This window comes from Pseudomonas sp. ES4 (genome assembly GCF_050586665.1).
Taxonomy (GTDB): Bacteria; Pseudomonadota; Gammaproteobacteria; order Pseudomonadales; family Pseudomonadaceae; genus Aquipseudomonas; species Aquipseudomonas frederiksbergensis.
Genome location: NZ_JBOBDO010000005.1, coordinates 201,173 through 216,899, shown reverse-complemented (window position 1 = coordinate 216,899; position 15,727 = coordinate 201,173). Strand labels below are relative to the sequence as shown.

General features: G+C 53.7%; 15 protein-coding genes and 1 pseudogene. 12 read left to right on the top strand and 4 right to left on the bottom strand.

From position 1 onward, the window contains the following. Positions 1 to 326 precede the first annotated feature (326 nt). Positions 327 to 1,088, bottom strand: coding sequence for a gamma-glutamyl-gamma-aminobutyrate hydrolase family protein (locus ACQ4OB_RS08355; protein ID WP_076031438.1), 762 nt, complete (start codon positions 1,086 to 1,088; stop codon positions 327 to 329). A 280-nt stretch (positions 1,089 to 1,368) separates the two neighbouring features. On the opposite strand from ACQ4OB_RS08355, the gene ACQ4OB_RS08350 reads away from it, so the two are divergent. The 12 genes and pseudogenes from ACQ4OB_RS08350 to ACQ4OB_RS08295 all read left to right on the top strand — a co-directional run bounded on the left by ACQ4OB_RS08350 (position 1,369) and on the right by ACQ4OB_RS08295 (position 12,602). After that, the gene (locus ACQ4OB_RS08350; protein ID WP_056745147.1) at positions 1,369 to 2,745 is read left to right on the top strand and encodes a glutamine synthetase family protein; all 1,377 of its coding nucleotides are present in this window, start codon (positions 1,369 to 1,371) and stop codon (positions 2,743 to 2,745) included. 223 nt (positions 2,746 to 2,968) lie between these two features. After that, positions 2,969 to 4,459 carry an aldehyde dehydrogenase gene (locus tag ACQ4OB_RS08345; protein ID WP_430955477.1) on the top strand — a complete coding sequence of 497 codons (1,491 nt, stop codon included), beginning with the start codon at positions 2,969 to 2,971 and terminating at the stop codon, positions 4,457 to 4,459. 55 nt (positions 4,460 to 4,514) lie between these two features. Beyond that, complete coding sequence (locus ACQ4OB_RS08340) at positions 4,515 to 5,801, top strand: NAD(P)/FAD-dependent oxidoreductase (protein ID WP_008151838.1); 1,287 nt, start codon at positions 4,515 to 4,517, stop codon at positions 5,799 to 5,801. Between the two features lie 446 nt (positions 5,802 to 6,247). Continuing rightward, positions 6,248 to 6,796: a cupin domain-containing protein gene (locus ACQ4OB_RS08335; protein WP_007895886.1), complete on the top strand. Its 549-nt coding sequence runs from the start codon at positions 6,248 to 6,250 to the stop codon at positions 6,794 to 6,796. A 67-nt stretch (positions 6,797 to 6,863) separates the two neighbouring features. Further along, complete coding sequence (locus tag ACQ4OB_RS08330; protein WP_102616198.1) at positions 6,864 to 7,313, top strand: hypothetical protein; 450 nt, start codon at positions 6,864 to 6,866, stop codon at positions 7,311 to 7,313. 73 nt (positions 7,314 to 7,386) lie between these two features. Continuing rightward, positions 7,387 to 7,905 (top strand): annotated as a pseudogene (locus tag ACQ4OB_RS08325) (cupin domain-containing protein). A 296-nt stretch (positions 7,906 to 8,201) separates the two neighbouring features. Further along, positions 8,202 to 9,017: an iron-containing redox enzyme family protein gene (locus tag ACQ4OB_RS08320; protein ID WP_102616199.1), complete on the top strand. Its 816-nt coding sequence runs from the start codon at positions 8,202 to 8,204 to the stop codon at positions 9,015 to 9,017. Between the two features lie 44 nt (positions 9,018 to 9,061). Continuing rightward, positions 9,062 to 9,229: a rubredoxin gene (locus ACQ4OB_RS08315; protein WP_102616200.1), complete on the top strand. Its 168-nt coding sequence runs from the start codon at positions 9,062 to 9,064 to the stop codon at positions 9,227 to 9,229. Beyond that, complete coding sequence (locus ACQ4OB_RS08310; protein ID WP_102616201.1) at positions 9,230 to 9,847, top strand: LysE family translocator; 618 nt, start codon at positions 9,230 to 9,232, stop codon at positions 9,845 to 9,847. Next, positions 9,832 to 10,746: a hypothetical protein gene (locus ACQ4OB_RS08305; protein ID WP_430955476.1), complete on the top strand. Its 915-nt coding sequence runs from the start codon at positions 9,832 to 9,834 to the stop codon at positions 10,744 to 10,746. The genes ACQ4OB_RS08310 and ACQ4OB_RS08305 overlap by 16 nt, the downstream gene beginning before the upstream one ends. After that, positions 10,721 to 11,974: an ATP-grasp domain-containing protein gene (locus ACQ4OB_RS08300; RefSeq protein WP_102616202.1), complete on the top strand. Its 1,254-nt coding sequence runs from the start codon at positions 10,721 to 10,723 to the stop codon at positions 11,972 to 11,974. Before ACQ4OB_RS08305 ends, ACQ4OB_RS08300 begins: the two co-directional genes overlap by 26 nt. Then, on the top strand, positions 11,958 to 12,602 hold the full coding sequence (locus ACQ4OB_RS08295) for a substrate-binding periplasmic protein (protein WP_430955475.1): 645 nt from the start codon (positions 11,958 to 11,960) through the stop codon (positions 12,600 to 12,602). Before ACQ4OB_RS08300 ends, ACQ4OB_RS08295 begins: the two co-directional genes overlap by 17 nt. A gap of 203 nt (positions 12,603 to 12,805) precedes the next feature. On the opposite strand, the gene ACQ4OB_RS08290 is transcribed toward ACQ4OB_RS08295, so the two are convergent. The 3 genes from ACQ4OB_RS08290 to ACQ4OB_RS08280 all read right to left on the bottom strand — a co-directional run bounded on the left by ACQ4OB_RS08290 (position 12,806) and on the right by ACQ4OB_RS08280 (position 15,497). Beyond that, on the bottom strand, positions 12,806 to 13,099 hold the full coding sequence (locus ACQ4OB_RS08290; protein ID WP_102616204.1) for a fructose-bisphosphate aldolase: 294 nt from the start codon (positions 13,097 to 13,099) through the stop codon (positions 12,806 to 12,808). 569 nt (positions 13,100 to 13,668) lie between these two features. Then, on the bottom strand, positions 13,669 to 13,887 hold the full coding sequence (locus tag ACQ4OB_RS08285; RefSeq protein ID WP_076031433.1) for a PLD nuclease N-terminal domain-containing protein: 219 nt from the start codon (positions 13,885 to 13,887) through the stop codon (positions 13,669 to 13,671). A gap of 194 nt (positions 13,888 to 14,081) precedes the next feature. Further along, a complete protein-coding gene (locus ACQ4OB_RS08280; protein WP_430955474.1) occupies positions 14,082 to 15,497 on the bottom strand; it encodes a purine-cytosine permease family protein in 1,416 nt (471 codons plus the stop codon). Positions 15,498 to 15,727 lie beyond the last annotated feature (230 nt).

The window sequence follows — 15,727 nt, the reverse complement described above, 5'->3', positions numbered from 1 at the left end:
GACTTAATAGTTGATTGCAAGCCCGAGCTGTACGGTGTCAGTCAATTCAACTGCGGACCCTGTGGGAGTCGGGCTTGCCCGCGATGGCGGTGTGTCAGTCGACATCATCGTTACCTGACACACCGCTTTCGCGGGCAAGCCCGCTCCCACAGGGATTTGCGCTTACTTCACTGGCATCGCCCATGCTCGGGCTTATTCGGCGCCGCCGTCCTGGCTGCCTGGTGGTACTTGTTGTTATCGCGTTTGTCGTTGTCGTGAGGGACCGGCGCGCAAAGGCACGCCCGCCTGACTCTCGGGGGCAGTAATTGATTTAGTTGTGTTTGAAGTCAGCGCTTGTTACGTAGCGCCGCCCGTCGCCGGCATGCATCACCGAACGCCTGGAAAATACTCAAGTAGGGCGGATTCGAAAGCACCTGCCATTCCGGGTGCCATTGCACGCCAACGGCAAAAGTCGGGCTGTGTTCAACCGAAATCGCTTCGATCAAACCATCCGGCGCGACGGCTTCCGCGCGCAGGCCGGGCGCCAATCGGTCGATGCCTTGGCTATGAATCGAATTGACCTGGAACACCTGCGGCAAATCCAGCGCCTGGAACACACCGCCCGGTTGCACGTTGACCGCATGCGCCGGTGCGTATTGCACCGCCAGGTCCGGATGATTCGCTTCCCGGTGATCCAGCATGCCCGGGAGTTCGTGGACCTTCTGATGCAGGCTGCCGCCGAACGCCACGTTCATTTCCTGAAAGCCCCGGCAGATGCCGAGCACTGGAACGCCTGCCGCAATGGCCGCACGCAATAAAGGAAGGGTGGTGGCGTCCCGTTGCGGATCGTGATCCGTGCCGGGAGCGCTGTCGGGGCCTTGATAGTGGAAGGGTTCCACATTCGAGGGTGAGCCGGTCAGCAGCAGACCGTCGAGCTGCGCGAGCAGGTCATCGATTTCGGTCAGGTCGCCTAAGGAAGGAATGATGACTGGCAGCCCCAAAGCCGCGACGCTGACAGCACGCAAGTACTTGTCGCCGCTGACGTGGTAAGGGTGCAGGCCAATCTGTTTGACGCAGGCTGTAACGCCGATCAATGGCTTGAGTGCCATTTTTATCACCTCGAAGTTTCACACTTGAACGAGCTTTTCCGGAGCTTAGCCTTGTTGATTTTAATTAACAACTCTCATGTAAAAAATTCTAAACGCCGCACGTCCGATCTTCAGGATTTACACGGTGCGCAAGACTGATTAGGCACTCTCGTGCCCAAGAAAGGCCCGAAAATAAAGGTTGAGAGGCTGAGTGTTCGCTATTGACTTCACTTTGCCGTTCGGGTTGACTGGGCTCGCAACAAGGTAGTGAACATAATAATTAACAGCTAATAGGTGCATCATGTCGGTCCCTCTGCGTACCGTTCAACTCAACGAAGCAAACGCATTCCTTAAGAAATATCCTGAGGTTTTGTACGTCGACCTTCTGATTGCGGATATGAACGGTGTGGTGCGCGGCAAGCGCATCGAGCGCACCAGTCTTCATAAGGTTTACGAAAAAGGCATCAACCTCCCGGCCTCTCTGTTTGCTCTGGACATCAACGGTTCTACGGTGGAAAGCACCGGCCTGGGTCTGGACATCGGCGACTCAGACCGAATCTGCTTCCCCATCCCCGATACCCTCAGCATCGAGCCCTGGCAGAAGCGCCCAACCGCGCAACTGTTAATGACCATGCACGAACTCGAAGGCCAGCCGTTCTTCGCTGACCCGCGCGAAGTGCTGCGTCAGGTCGTGAGCAAGTTCGATGCAATGGGCCTGACCATTTGCGCCGCGTTCGAACTCGAGTTCTACCTGATCGACCAGGATAACGTGAACGGTCGTCCGCAATCGCCACGCTCGCCGGTCTCCGGCAAACGTCCGATGTCGACTCAGGTGTATTTGATCGACGACCTCGACGAATACGTCGATTGCCTGCAAGACATCCTTGAAGGCGCGAAAGAGCAGGGCATCCCTGCCGACGCCATCGTCAAGGAAAGCGCCCCGGCGCAATTCGAAGTGAACCTGCACCACGTCAACGACCCGATCAAGGCCTGCGACTACGCGGTGTTGCTCAAGCGTCTGGTGAAGAACATCGCCTACGACCACGAGATGGACACCACCTTCATGGCCAAGCCGTATCCGGGCCAGGCGGGCAATGGTTTGCACGTGCACATTTCGATTCTCGACAAAGAAGGCAACAACATCTTTGCCAGCGAGGATCCCGAGCAGAACGCCGCGCTGCGACACGCGATCGGCGGTGTGCTCGAGACCCTGCCGGCGCAGATGGCGTTCCTGTGCCCGAACGTCAACTCGTACCGTCGTTTCGGCGCGCAGTTCTACGTGCCGAACTCGCCGAGCTGGGGCATCGACAACCGTACCGTTGCGGTACGTGTGCCGACCGGTTCGCCGGACTCGGTGCGCATCGAACACCGCGTAGCGGGCGCCGATGCCAACCCGTACCTGCTGATGGCGTCGGTCCTGGCCGGTATTCACCACGGCCTGACCAACGAAATCGAGCCGGGCGCACCGGTTGAAGGCAACAGCTACGAGCAGAACGAGCAGAGCCTGCCGAACAACCTGCGCGATGCATTGCGCGAGCTGGACGACAGCGAAGTCATGGCCCGTTACATCGACCCGATGTACATCGACGTGTTCGTGGCGTGCAAGGAAAGCGAGCTGGCCGAGTTCGAAAACTCCATCTCGGACCTTGAGTACAACTGGTATTTGCACACCGTCTGATGGCTATTACCCGGCAGTTATGGGTCATGGGGTGCACACAAAACAAGTGCGCACCTCCCATCCCTGTGGGAGCGGGCTTACCCGCGATGACGGCAGCACATCCAACATTGATTTTGCCTGACACACCGCTATCGCGGGCAAGCCCGCTCCCACAGGGAGTGGCGGTGTTCGCTGGTTGGCTTCAATCCGACAACTACTTATTCCTCTGCGTCGAGTCACAACCATGACAAACACTCGCAGCGACTGGGAACAACGCTTCCAGTCCCTAACACTCGAAGGCCGCGCATTCATCGACGGCCAATATTGCCCGGCACTCAGCGGCGACACCTTTGAATGCATGAGCCCGGTCGACGGCCGCTTCCTGGCCAACGTCGCCAGCACCGACGAAGCCGACGCCAATGCGGCAGTCGCCGTCGCACGCCGCACCTTCGAATCCGGCATCTGGGCCAATCTCGCCCCGGCCGAACGCAAGCGCATCCTGATCCGCTTCGCCGACCTGATCCTGGCCAACCAGGAAGAACTCGCCCTGCTCGAAACCCTCGACATGGGCAAGCCGATCAACGACTCGATGAACATCGACATCCCGGCGACCGCCAACGCGATCCGCTGGAGCGCCGAAGCCATCGACAAGATCTACGACGAAGTCGCCGCCACACCGCACGACCAACTCGGCCTCATCACCCGCGAAGCTGCGGGCGTGGTCGCCGCCATCGTGCCGTGGAACTTCCCGCTGATCATGGCCAGCTGGAAGTTCGCCCCGGCCCTCGCGGCGGGTAACTCGTTCATCCTCAAGCCTTCGGAAAAGTCGCCACTGACCGCGATTCGCATCGCCCAACTGGCGCTGGAAGCGGGCATCCCCAAAGGCGTATTCAACGTCCTGCCGGGCTACGGTCACACCGTCGGCAAGGCGCTGGCGTTGCACATGGACGTCGACGTGCTGGCCTTCACAGGCTCGACCGCGATTGCCAAGCAACTGCTGATCTATTCCGGCCAAAGCAACATGAAACGCGTCTGGCTCGAAGCAGGGGGCAAGAGCCCGAACGTGGTGTTCGCCGACGCGCCGGATTTGCGCGCGGCAGCCCAAGCGGCGGCCGGTGCGATTGCCTTCAACCAGGGCGAAGTCTGCACCGCCGGTTCGCGCTTGCTGGTGGAGCGTTCGATCCGCGAGCAGTTCATTCCGCTGCTGGTGGAAGCACTGCAAGCCTGGAAACCGGGGCACGCTTTGGACCCGGAAACCACCGTCGGCGCGGTCGTCGATCAGCGTCAACTGGACAACGTGTTGCGCTACATCCAGGTCGGCAAAGACCAGGGCGCGCAACTGATCGCGGGCGGCAGCCGCACCCTCGAAGCCACCGGCGGCCTGTACTTGGAACCGGCGATCTTCGACGGCGTGACCAACGCCATGACCATCGCCCGGGAAGAAATCTTCGGCCCGGTGCTGTCGCTGATCACCTTCGACACCGAAGAAGAAGCGCTGGCCATCGCCAACGACAGCATCTTCGGCCTGGCCGCAGGCGTCTGGACCAGCAACCTGAGCAAGGCCCACACCTTCGCGCGCGGCTTGCGTGCTGGCAGTGTCTGGGTCAACCAGTACGACGGCGGCGACATGACCGCGCCGTTCGGCGGGTACAAGCAGTCGGGTAACGGTCGGGACAAATCGCTGCACGCGTTCGACAAATACACCGAACTCAAAGCGACCTGGATAAAGCTCTAACACCTATAAAAAAGCGACGGTCGCCGGCAGGTGCCAGCGGCCATCGGAGAAACCTATGAAACAAACAACACATGTAAACAGCTACTACGCCGCCACCCGCAACTTCACCGGCGATTTCCCGGTGCTTGAAGAACTGGTGGAATGCGACGTCTGCGTGATCGGCGCCGGCTACACCGGTCTGTCCTCGGCGCTGTTCCTCGCCGAAGCCGGCTACAGCGTGACCGTGCTCGAAGCCGCCAAAGTCGGTTTCGGCGCGAGCGGTCGCAACGGCGGCCAACTGGTCAACTCCTACAGCCGCGACGTCGATGTCATCGAAGAACGCTACGGCGACAAAACCGCCGAAGTCCTCGGCAGCATGATCTTCGAAGGCGCCGACATCATCCGTCAGCGCATTCAACACTACGACATCCAGTGCGACTACCGCCCGGGCGGTATCTTCGCCGCGCTGAACAAAAAGCAACTCAAAGGCCTGGCCGAGCAGAAAAGCAGCTGGGAACGCTACGGCAACAAGAACCTGAAAATGCTCGACGCCGCAGACATCAAACGCGAAGTCGGCTGCGACAACTACGTCGGCGGCCTGCTCGACATGCAGGGCGGCCACATCCACCCGTTGAACCTGGCCCTCGGCGAAGCCTCGGCCATCATCGGCCTGGGTGGCAAAATCTACGAACAATCGGCCGCAGTGGAAATCACCTACGGCGAACCGATCACCGTGCGCACCGCCAAAGGCGTGGTCCGCGCCAAGTACCTGCTGATCGCCGGTAACGCGTATTTGCCGCAAGACCTCGACAACCGCGTCACGCGCAAAAGCATGCCGTGCGGCTCGCAAATCGTCGTCACCGAACCGTTGTCCGAAAAGGTTGCGCGCAGCCTGATCAAAAACAACTACTGCGTCGAAGACTGCAACTACCTGCTCGACTACTACCGCCTCACCGCCGACAACCGCTTGCTGTACGGCGGCGGCGTGGTCTACGGCGCCCGCGAGCCGGACGACATCGAACAACTGATCAAGCCGAAAATCCTCAAGACCTTCCCGCAACTGAAGGACGTGAAGATCGACTACCGCTGGACCGGCAACTTCCTGCTGACCATGTCACGCATGCCGCAATTCGGCCGCATCGAAAAAAACGCCTACTACATGCAAGGCTACAGCGGCCACGGCGTCACCTGCTCGCACCTGGCCGGCAAACTGATCTCGGAAATGATCCGCGGCGACGCCGAACGCTTCGACGCCTTCGCCTCACTCCCGCACATGCCCATGATCGGCGGCCGCACCTTCCAGGCCCCACTCACCGCCATGGGCGCCGCGTACTACGCACTGCGTGACCGTTTCGGCATCTAGTCGTCAACACAATCCCTGTGGGAGCGGGCTTGCCCGCGAAGGCGGCGGCACAGTCAACATTGATGTCGACTGACAAACCGCCTTCGCGAGCAAGTCGAATCGTCGCACCGCCGCTCCCACAGAGATCCATGCCATACACAAAATCCGTGACCAACCAAAACCAAACTGTGGGAGTGAGCCTGCTCGCGATGAGGCCATACCAGTCACTATCAACCCCAACTGACACACAGCAACCACACCTACACCTTTCACACCCAAATCCCCCAACTTCAGGCTAAAACAACCTTTTCATCCACCCATTCATCGAACCTGCTGAGCAACACAACCAAACGTGATTTAATACCCGCCTTTCAAATTTCCGGGACAGGGAAGCGGTGTTTTTCGCGGCCAAAAGTCGCCCGCCATCCACCCCCATAACCCTTAAGTATTCCTCGCATAAGGCTGTCATGGACACGGGCTCACGACTCAAACTAGTACGCGAAAGCTACAAACTCTCCCAGCGCGAGCTGGCCCGGCGTAGCGGCGTCACCAATGCCACCATCTCCCTGATCGAACAAAATCGCGTCAGTCCCTCCGTCAGCTCCCTGAAAAAACTGCTCGAAGGCATCCCCATGTCCTTGGCGGACTTCTTCACCTTCGACCAACCGCCCCGCGAACACCAATACGTCTTCCGCGCCAACGAACAGCCGGATCTAGGCCGTCATGGGCTGCGGTTGCTGCTGATTGGCGCTTCGGTGCCGAGTCGGCAGATGCGCCTGTTGCGCGAGCAATACGCGCCGGGGGCGAGTTCGGGGGAAGAACCGATTGTGCATTCGGAAGGGGAGGAGTGTGGGCTGGTTACGCGGGGGACGGTTGAGCTCACGGTGGATGGGCAGATTAGTGTGTTGAATGCCGGGGATGGGTATTACTTTCCGACGACGTTGCCGCATCGGTTTCGGAATATTGGGGCGGATGAGGCTGAGATTATTAGTGCGAATACGCCGGCTAACTTCTAATTAGTTAACTGTTTCAGTGTTTCCCTGCATTGGATGCAGGGCCCTGAAGATTTTGAACGTTGTACTTATGATGGATTATGTGTTGAAGGATATTCGAACAATTGGCTATTACCTCTGGGCATGGATCATGGTCTTTGCCTGTGCTGCTTTTTATTCCGTGATACTTATGTTGGGGTTGATGCAAGTAATAACCCTGGAAGACACGCAGTTCTATGCTGTAGGCCTTGCAGTTTATGTGGTTTTTTGCTTTCTCGGCTTGCGCTACTACGTTCCAAGGTTGCGGAGAATGGAACTCGATGAGACGTTGAACGACAGGTACACCAGTGTGCGAGCTTCCAGGATAGCAATCTTCATCGGTGCTTCAATTGGGACCATAATTTTTATTCCTCAGATAGATAAGATCAAATTCTTGAGTGATTTACCTCATTGGGGTGCCATTGGGGTTTTGTTTTTTGCTTTTGCATGTACCGTGTTTGTTTTTTCTCACTATGTTTGGAAGCCGGGTCGCAGGCACTAATTAATTCGATGATCAACAAAAATTCAGCAAAAAAGGTGACCAGCAAAAAAAGGTGACAGATCTATTTGGATAAATAGATCTGTCACCTTTTTTCTCCCAACGCGAGCTGGCCCGGCGTAGCGGCGTCACCAATGCCACCATCTCCCTGATCGAACAAAATCGCGTCAGTCCCTCCGTCAGCTTCCTGAAAAAATTGCTCGAAGGCATCCCCATGTCCTTGGCGGACTTCTTCACCTTCGACCAGCCGCTCCGCGAACACCAATACGTCTTCCGCGCCAATGAACAGCCGGATCACGGCCGTCATGGGCTGCAGTTGCTGCTGATTGGCGCTTAGGTGCCGAGTGGGCAGATGCGCCTTTTGCGCGAGCAATACGCGCCAGGGGCGTGCTCGGGGGGAAGAGCCGATTGTGCATTCGGAAGGGGAGGAGTGTGGGTTGGTTACCCGGGGGACGGTTGAGTTGACGGTTGATGGGCAGATTAGTCTGCTGAATGCTGGGGATGGGTATTACTTTCCGACGACGTTGCCGCATCGGTTTCGGAGTATTGGGGCGGATGAGGCTGTATTTGTGCGAATGCGCCGGCTAACTTCTGACGTCAATGAAGTTGCATGAGGTGGGCGGCTATATTTTTTTTGTATGAATATTCTGACTCGTATTTCGTACAAGTTAGTTGCTAGCAATCGCTGATTTTCAGTTTGGATTTCTTCAAGGTTGTGACGCTCTAGCTCGGGCGTCTCAGGTTAGAACTGCAATATAGGTATCTACGGGGTCGAGTATTTTTCGAAAAAACTGTTGACATTTTTTTTGCGAGATTGAATATTTCTCCGGCGCAGGATAGCGCAACAAGGATCGACAATAATAAAACCAAGGAATACACGGAGAGAATCTGATGAGCATTCAGGAAGCGTTCAATGTAAGGGAAAATGAGCAGGCGTTACACGATACTAAACACGATGCTACTTACAATAATATTGCTGGCTCTATCGTTCGACATGGAGCGATTAAAGAACTTGATAGATTTGGCCAGATTCTGGCGAATAAACCTCTGGATCATGAGGGTTTAGCGGTATTCTTTGGAACAGTGTGGGCATTCTTCAAAGACGTACCCGCCGGTATTATTGCGTTGGCCGCCAGGGTCACTGATGAGTGGATCAAAGAAGATACCTGGAACGGTACAGCTAAAGCAGCTCATATTCTCTACGCTTCCGTAGACGAATATGGGTTGCATCAACACAGCAAACACATGCTGCCGACCCATCATCAAATGTTCAAGGAACTCACGTCCCATCTAGGCCTTTCTGACGCTGATCTTTTTGATACGAAGCATGTTTTGCCTGAAGGCGTTGCGATGGGTAATAACACCCACCGAATGTACCGTTCGGAGTTCCTTGGGGAAGCATTAGGCTTTCATCTTGCGTCAGAAATGACATCATCCAGAGAGTTCCAGTACTTCCTTGAAGGCTTCCAGAGGTACGCCAGTGAATATGGTCTGACGGATCAGGACGATCCGGTACTTGCCTTTTTCGCAATTCATTGCGATGTAGAACCTATGCACGTGGCAACGGGGCGGGACATACTTGTTTCGTATCTGGAGAAAAATGAAAGCATTGGTCCGCAAGCTTTGCGAGGGGCGATGGCTTTCATGGATGGATTTGAGCAAATGTTCGCTGCATTGAATAAGCGCTTGAGTTCATCCATTCAGTGAGTGTTAGGCGGGCCTACGGCCCGCTTTCTTAAAAGAGATTAGTTATGTCAAAAGAATATGAGTGCCAACTCTGTCATTACACATATTCAGAAAGCGATGGCGAGCCTTTGGAAAGCATTGAGCCAGGTACCAAGTGGGAAGATCTGGCAGACGACTTTAAGTGTCCTCATTGCCGTGCCAAAAAGAAAATGTTTAAGGAGCTCGTAGATTAAGTGCATGATTTTCGTCAGTCTCTGCTATTTTCGATGGTGCTGTCGATTTCATTCGGACCGATTGCCTTAATTATATTGAGGCAATCAATCTTGTATGGCCGATTGAGTGCGCTGCCGAGTGCGCTAGGCGCCGCTATTGCCGATGTTCTATATGCGGCGGTTGCATTAATGGGTGCTGCACTTGTGAGCGTGTTTGTAGTTGAACATCGGAACTTATTGGTCGTTGTATCTATAGTTTATCTGTTTTATTTGGGCGTAAAAATGTTCAAGTATACAGATCCCGATATATCGGTTTCGCAGCAGGCAGGGTTCATTTCTGTTTTTGCTTTGACGATGACTAATCCACTGACCATCGTGGCAATTACTTCTTACGTTTTTGCCAGTCAATCGGCTGCGCAAGCAGTCAATATTCCCGCCTTTCTTTCAGGATTTTTTATCGGTAGTTTCGTGTGCCAAATGGTGTATGCATTAGGCGGTGATGTGATAGGAAAAATATTGTCAGGCAGAGTCAGTTTTCGAGTGTTAAATTGGCTTGGTGGTATTTATCTGGTTGCATTCTCTATATGGAAATTACACTATTTAATTAAGGATAAAGGTCTTTTATGGGGAATGGGTTGATCTATGGATGCTTGCTGATTTTAAGCCATAACATTCTTACTGGGTGGCAGGATGTTTATCGCTCATCGACGTTTATGAGTCACGATGTTTTCCTGATGACATCATTGTCAATGTTGCTTACGGCATCTTTTTTTATGTTGGTGGCATTTCTAAAAAGAACAAAATATCCACTGGGTGGTCGTCAATTACTGTATTTAAATATCTGGACTACTGGTAGTTGGGGCGGAATTTTTCTAGCCATTTCACTGCTGCCCCCCGCAATGGTGATAGGTGTAGCAACTTCGTTGGCACCAACGTTCACTTTCTGTATTAACAGAATATGTCGGCCCGACTCAAAAAGCGATCGCGGCGACATGGTGATTTGTCTGCTTTCGCTGCTGATAACGCTTCTATTATTCTACGATGGTTTTCGTGTCGGTTCAGGGATAGCACCTTTCGTTATGGCGCTAGGTCTTTGCATTTCAGCGTTTGCGGCGTTTTCGGATGCGGCACTCACCGTTACCAATAAGTCAATGTACGATAAAGGTGTGAATACATTAACTATTCTTTCCTCTAGATTTTATCTGCTTATCGCAATTTCCTTTGTTTGTTCGTTGGTCAAGGGCTCTTTTGTCTTAAGTGGCGAAATCATTGAAGTGGCGTTGGTAATTTCTGTGCTCGGAATAATTCCGGCAGTGTATTTACTTCAGGAAGGTATCAGATATCTTGAGCCCGTGCTTTTGGAGATATTATTGTCGAGTACGCCACTTTTCGTGCTTTTGTTTCAATGGCTACAACATCCGTATCCGCCATCATTAATAACGGTGGTGTGTTGCTTTTCAATCGTTTCAATATCCATAATTCAAGTTGTTAGGAATATGAGGGCTGTCGAGTATGCCAAAATTAGCTGCGATAGTTGATGCTTATTCGACAGGGCGTTTTTTGTCAGCGGAATTTGAGAAGTATGGATATAAAATTGTCCATGTTCAGTCAATGGATCCTATACTTGAGTTCGATCGCCAAAGTTTTAGGGTCGAAAGTTTTGTGGCGAACATAATATCGAAAACAATAGAGCAGACGGCGTCGGAACTGGGAAGCTTGGGGGTTGAGTTTGTCGTTGCGGGTTGTGAGTCGGGAGTGCTGTTGGCGGATCAACTGAATAATAGACTTGGTTTGCAGGGCAATGCTATTGAAAAGTCTGAGCATCGCCGAAACAAGTACCTCATGCAGTCCGCTTTGAAGAGTGCCGACATCGAATACATAGAAAGTCTTCAGACCGACTCTGTCGATATTGCAATAAGCTGGTTCGAAAGTCGTGAGTGTTCGGCGGTTGTTGTGAAACCACTGGACAGCGCTGGTTCAGATGGGGTCTTTTTTTGTACCACCGTCTCTGAGATATTTTCAGCTTTTAGGTGCTTGTTGAATAACGTGAACTCAATGGGTTCAATAAATCGAGCCCTAATCATTCAAGAGAAGCTTTCTGGTGTTCAGTACATTGTAAATATGGTTAGTTGTGAAGGTGAGCATTTTGTTTCGGATGTCTGGAAAGAACACCGAGTTGAGGACCCGTGCCATGGCTATCTTGGTGATAAGGAGTACCTTCTTGACTTTAAGGGCGCGAGTGTTGAAGTTGAACGATTAGTTAAATATGCTAGACAGTGTCTTGATGCATTGGGAATGGTTCATGGACCCTCTCACATAGAAATTATGTGGTGTTCGAAAAGAAACACGCCGGTGCTGATTGAACTGGGCGCGCGGATGCAGGGTTCTATTTGCCATAATGCGGTTTTGAAAGCGGTAGGTCATAGTCATGTCACTTTAACCGCATTGGTTTATGGCAGTCCTCAAGTTTTCAAACATCAGATGCAACGCTTTTCCGGTAACAATTTTAAATGTCTTGCGGTGTTGATGAGGTGCCCTTGTGATCTCCGAGTGGTGGATGATTATTACGTGGATGCTGTTCGGGCTTTCCCGACCTACGTTGATGAACTTCATTTGCCGGTTAAAGGATCTAAATTAACAAAAACGATCAGTATGGAGACGTGTCCTGGGATCGTCTATTTTGTTGATGAGAGTGCTGATGCGCTTGAGCGTGATTATAAAAATTTTAAAGTGTTAGAGCGAGCGATGTATGAAGCGAGTTGCTAAGTATTTCATAGGTTATGATTCGGAAAATAAGCCGTTTACCTTTGTTAGAGGTGGGGTGGGCTGTGGGCTTGAGTTAGACTATTTGCGTGCTGTGTGTGAAGTCGCTGAACTTGATTGTCAATTTGTCCCGATTAAGTGGAGTGAACTTTTTCGCGCGTTAGATGCAGGAGAAGTGCATGCGATATTTTCCAGTATTTCTAGAACTTATAAAAGATCATTGTCGTACAATTTTACGGCGCCCTATTTCGATTCTCCAGAAGCAATTATTTACAAGGGGCGGTTGAACAGCTTTAGTGCAGCAAGATCGATGGGTGTCTTGAGTGGTTCAAATCATCATGCCTATGCGCAATCAGAATTTCACACGCTCAAGCTTTTTGAGTTTTCGGATTTGAACGCGTTAGCTGAAGGGTTTCAAGATGAGTCGATAGACAGTTTGCTTGTGGGGGTTGATGTTGCAAATTTGTTAATTAATAATTTCCCTGCGCTTGAGTTAAAACTGCATGATGAATTGATCGTTGCGCCGGAGTATTTTGGTGAAGGGTCGTGTGTCGTTGTTAATAAGCTTGAAGGTGCTCTTCTGGAGTCTCTTAATCTTGGGATGTCAAAACTTGGATGTTTGCGGCTTTAGTTTTTGCGCCGTACATTAACCAATGTGCCGCAGAGTGTCAGAGTACTTTGTTCGATAGGATGCAGGGTTGTTCATTCTGCCTTTAGTTCGTTTTCGACATATCAATTTGTGAAAATATACGCCATCAAATCAAGCTTTTTATTGGATATATAAAGTTAGTAAAAAACCCGCAGTAATGCGGGTTTTTTATTGCGGTAATTCGGTCACTGATCCTTATGCGTATTGAATCCCCGCTGCTCAATCACCCGAAACACATCGCTCACATCCTGGACCATGATCCGGGCGATGTTGGTGACGGTGTTGATGTCGTTCTCGGCATAGTCCGGCAGGCTAGTGCAGGCCATGAGGTGCAGGTATTTGAGGACTGCGCTGAGGCGTTCGCTGACGCAGTTGTGGAGTTCTTGGAGTGGGGCGTCGCTGTCGATGAGCAGGACGGGGTAGTCGGTGGCGAATTGGGACATGGGGGTGAAGCGACGAGGCGGATTGTTCATGGTCATAAGTAGTTCTCTACGGAAGTAAATAGAGGCGCCACCTTTTCGCTGCGAAACAAATGGGGTGGCAGTTGTACGCGGGTTCGCAGACCGAGAGATGACCGACACCCGGCAGACTCGAAAGTCTCCCACGCACAACCGCCATGAAATGAAACGCGGGCGAATTTTGCCAGAGTTCTCATGCGACGGTATTGGTCATCTGTTTTATAGGGCTGCGAAACCCATCGCTAATTGTGTCAGCGACAGGTCGAATATAGGCGGCCATTTTGCTGCTCACAACCGGGCTGTAGGACGGTTTGGCGTTTGTTGTGACAAGGCTGAATGCCACTGTTTTCGGGCTTGTTGCGGTGATTCCGGCCGTTTGGAGGACCTTGGGAAATGGGAGGCAGGTTTTGGGGCCGCTTCGCGACCCAACGGGGATAAATCCCCTCGCCACAAAGGGTGAATTCCTACGCGAATTTCGGATGTCAGGTTTATGAAATCGGGTGGCCAGGAACAACAAAGCCCCGAATCTTCGGGGCTTTGTTGTTTGCAATTGCGCAGTTCAAAAAATCCTTACCGCACAGCATCCAACGTTATTGCCTGGCCTGCGGTGAATGCGGGTTCTGATCGGTGTGTTTCGGTCCGGCCACTGCCCACGCTATCAGCCCGAACAGCGGTACAAACACGATTACCACCATCCATACGAGTTTGTTGCTGGATTTGCCTTCGGCTTTGCGCACTTTGTTGATGGCCCATACCTCGACCAGCACAAGTATTGCGGCGAGTACGATCCAGATGGTTTCGGTTTGCATTGTTCACCCTCCTGATAGTCATTCAGTTAGGTGGGTGGGTGTGGGCGGGGTTCATTAAATTTCGGGGTTTTTGGGTAGTCGCGGGCAAGGCGCAAGTGGGGTTGCTCGCGATGGGGGGCTGTCAGCTAAATCAATATTGGCTGTCATGGCCTCATCGCGAGCAGGCTCGCTCCCACAGGGGATTGGGGGGTTAGTTAGATCGAGTTGGCGAGTTTTCCGGTTGAGAGGCGGCGTTTGTAGGCGGTGTCGCGGTTGGCTAGCCAGTAGTAGAGCGGGGAGGTGATCAGCAGGCCGACCAGCCAGGACAAGTCAGCGCCGTTGATGTGTTCGGAGATGGGGCCGACGTACAGCGGCGTGTTCATGAACGGGATCTGCACCACGATGCCAATCGCGTAGGCCAACAGTGCCTGCGGGTTGTACCGGCCATAGATCCCGCCATCGACCTTGAAGATCGAACCGATGTCGTACTGACCTTTGTGAATCGCATAGAAGTCGATCAGGTTGATCGCGGTCCACGGCACCAGGACCACGAGCAGCACCAGCACCATGTCGACGAAGTGGCCGATGAAGTTGGCGGAAGCGCCGACGGCGGCGAAGCAGCAGGCGGCGAGGACGATGATGGAGAGGACGGCGCGGCTTTTGGCGGTGGGGATCCAGCGGTAGGCGAAGGTTTGCACCAGGGTGATCAGCGACAGCACGGCGCCGTAGAGGTTGAGGGCGTTGTGGCTGATGACGCTGAGCAGGAACAGCACGAGCATCAGTGGACCGATGGAGCCGGTGGCGAGTTTGACGGCGTCCATGGTGTCCAAGCCGACGGGTGTGGCGAGGACGGCGACGGCGCCGAAGATGAACGAGAGGCTGGAGCCGAGCACGGTGCCCAGGTAAGTGGTCCAGAACGTTGCGGCCACGGGAACGTTGGCCGGCAGGTAGCGCGAGTAGTCGGAGACGTAGGGCGCGAAGGCGATTTGCCAGAGCGCAGCGAGCGAAACGGTGGCGAGCCAACCGGAGATGTTGAAGCTGCCGCGGGTGAGGAAGTCGGTGGTCTGCACGTGGGTGAAGATGTAGCCGAAGCCCAGCACGATTCCGGCGCCGAGCACCCAGGTGCCGATGCGGTTGAGCACGTGAATGAAGCGGTAGCCGATGATGCCGATGATGCCCGAACCGAGGGCGCCGATGACGATGCCCACCGGCACTGGCACGCTGTCGACCACGCCGTGCAGGGATTTACCGGCGAGGACGATGTTGGAGGCGAAGAAGCCGATGTACATGATGCCGGCGATCAGCACCACCAGCAGCGCGCCGAGGGAGCCGAACTGGGCGCGGCTCTGGATCATTTGCGGGATGCCCATTTGCGGGCCTTGCGCCGAGTGCAGCGCCATCAGCACGCCGCCGACCAGGTGGCCGACGAGGATGGCGACGATGCCCCACACCAGGTTCAGGTGGAACATTTGTACGCCGAGGGCGCCGGTAACGATGGGCAGTGGGGCGATGTTGCCGCCGAACCAGAGGGTGAACAGGTCGCGGGTTTTGCCGTGGCGATCTTCGGGTGGCACGTAGCCGATGGTGTGTTTTTCGATGAGCGGGGCGGAGGTTGTTGCTGCGGTAACCATGACGGACTCCAAGGCAATTTGAGTACGTGGACGTACTTCGGTGAGCGCTGCACGGGGGCGACGCTTTTCTTGTTGGAGTTGATGATGTGCGGTGGGGAGTGAGAGATAAATTAGTAAGTTTGTGGGTATAGACGCTAAAAAATGTATGTCGGGTGGTCGCCGAAAACCTGTGGGGTACAGGGGATTGGATCGTCGAAACACCGCGCAACGTGTAGCAGCTGGCGAAGCCT

Bases quoted from the DNA above. Each gene is read 5' to 3' on its own strand.
- ACQ4OB_RS08355 (WP_076031438.1), bottom strand. From the start codon at position 1,088: ATGGCACTCAAGCCATTGATCGGCGTTACAGCCTGCGTCAAACAGATT.
- ACQ4OB_RS08350 (WP_056745147.1), top strand. From the start codon at position 1,369: ATGTCGGTCCCTCTGCGTACCGTTCAACTCAACGAAGCAAACGCATTC.
- ACQ4OB_RS08345 (WP_430955477.1), top strand. From the start codon at position 2,969: ATGACAAACACTCGCAGCGACTGGGAACAACGCTTCCAGTCCCTAACA.
- ACQ4OB_RS08340 (WP_008151838.1), top strand. From the start codon at position 4,515: ATGAAACAAACAACACATGTAAACAGCTACTACGCCGCCACCCGCAAC.
- ACQ4OB_RS08335 (WP_007895886.1), top strand. From the start codon at position 6,248: ATGGACACGGGCTCACGACTCAAACTAGTACGCGAAAGCTACAAACTC.
- ACQ4OB_RS08330 (WP_102616198.1), top strand. From the start codon at position 6,864: ATGATGGATTATGTGTTGAAGGATATTCGAACAATTGGCTATTACCTC.
- ACQ4OB_RS08320 (WP_102616199.1), top strand. From the start codon at position 8,202: ATGAGCATTCAGGAAGCGTTCAATGTAAGGGAAAATGAGCAGGCGTTA.
- ACQ4OB_RS08315 (WP_102616200.1), top strand. From the start codon at position 9,062: ATGTCAAAAGAATATGAGTGCCAACTCTGTCATTACACATATTCAGAA.
- ACQ4OB_RS08305 (WP_430955476.1), top strand. From the start codon at position 9,832: ATGGGGAATGGGTTGATCTATGGATGCTTGCTGATTTTAAGCCATAAC.
- ACQ4OB_RS08300 (WP_102616202.1), top strand. From the start codon at position 10,721: ATGCCAAAATTAGCTGCGATAGTTGATGCTTATTCGACAGGGCGTTTT.
- ACQ4OB_RS08295 (WP_430955475.1), top strand. From the start codon at position 11,958: ATGAAGCGAGTTGCTAAGTATTTCATAGGTTATGATTCGGAAAATAAG.
- ACQ4OB_RS08290 (WP_102616204.1), bottom strand. From the start codon at position 13,099: ATGACCATGAACAATCCGCCTCGTCGCTTCACCCCCATGTCCCAATTC.
- ACQ4OB_RS08285 (WP_076031433.1), bottom strand. From the start codon at position 13,887: ATGCAAACCGAAACCATCTGGATCGTACTCGCCGCAATACTTGTGCTG.
- ACQ4OB_RS08280 (WP_430955474.1), bottom strand. From the start codon at position 15,497: ATGGTTACCGCAGCAACAACCTCCGCCCCGCTCATCGAAAAACACACC.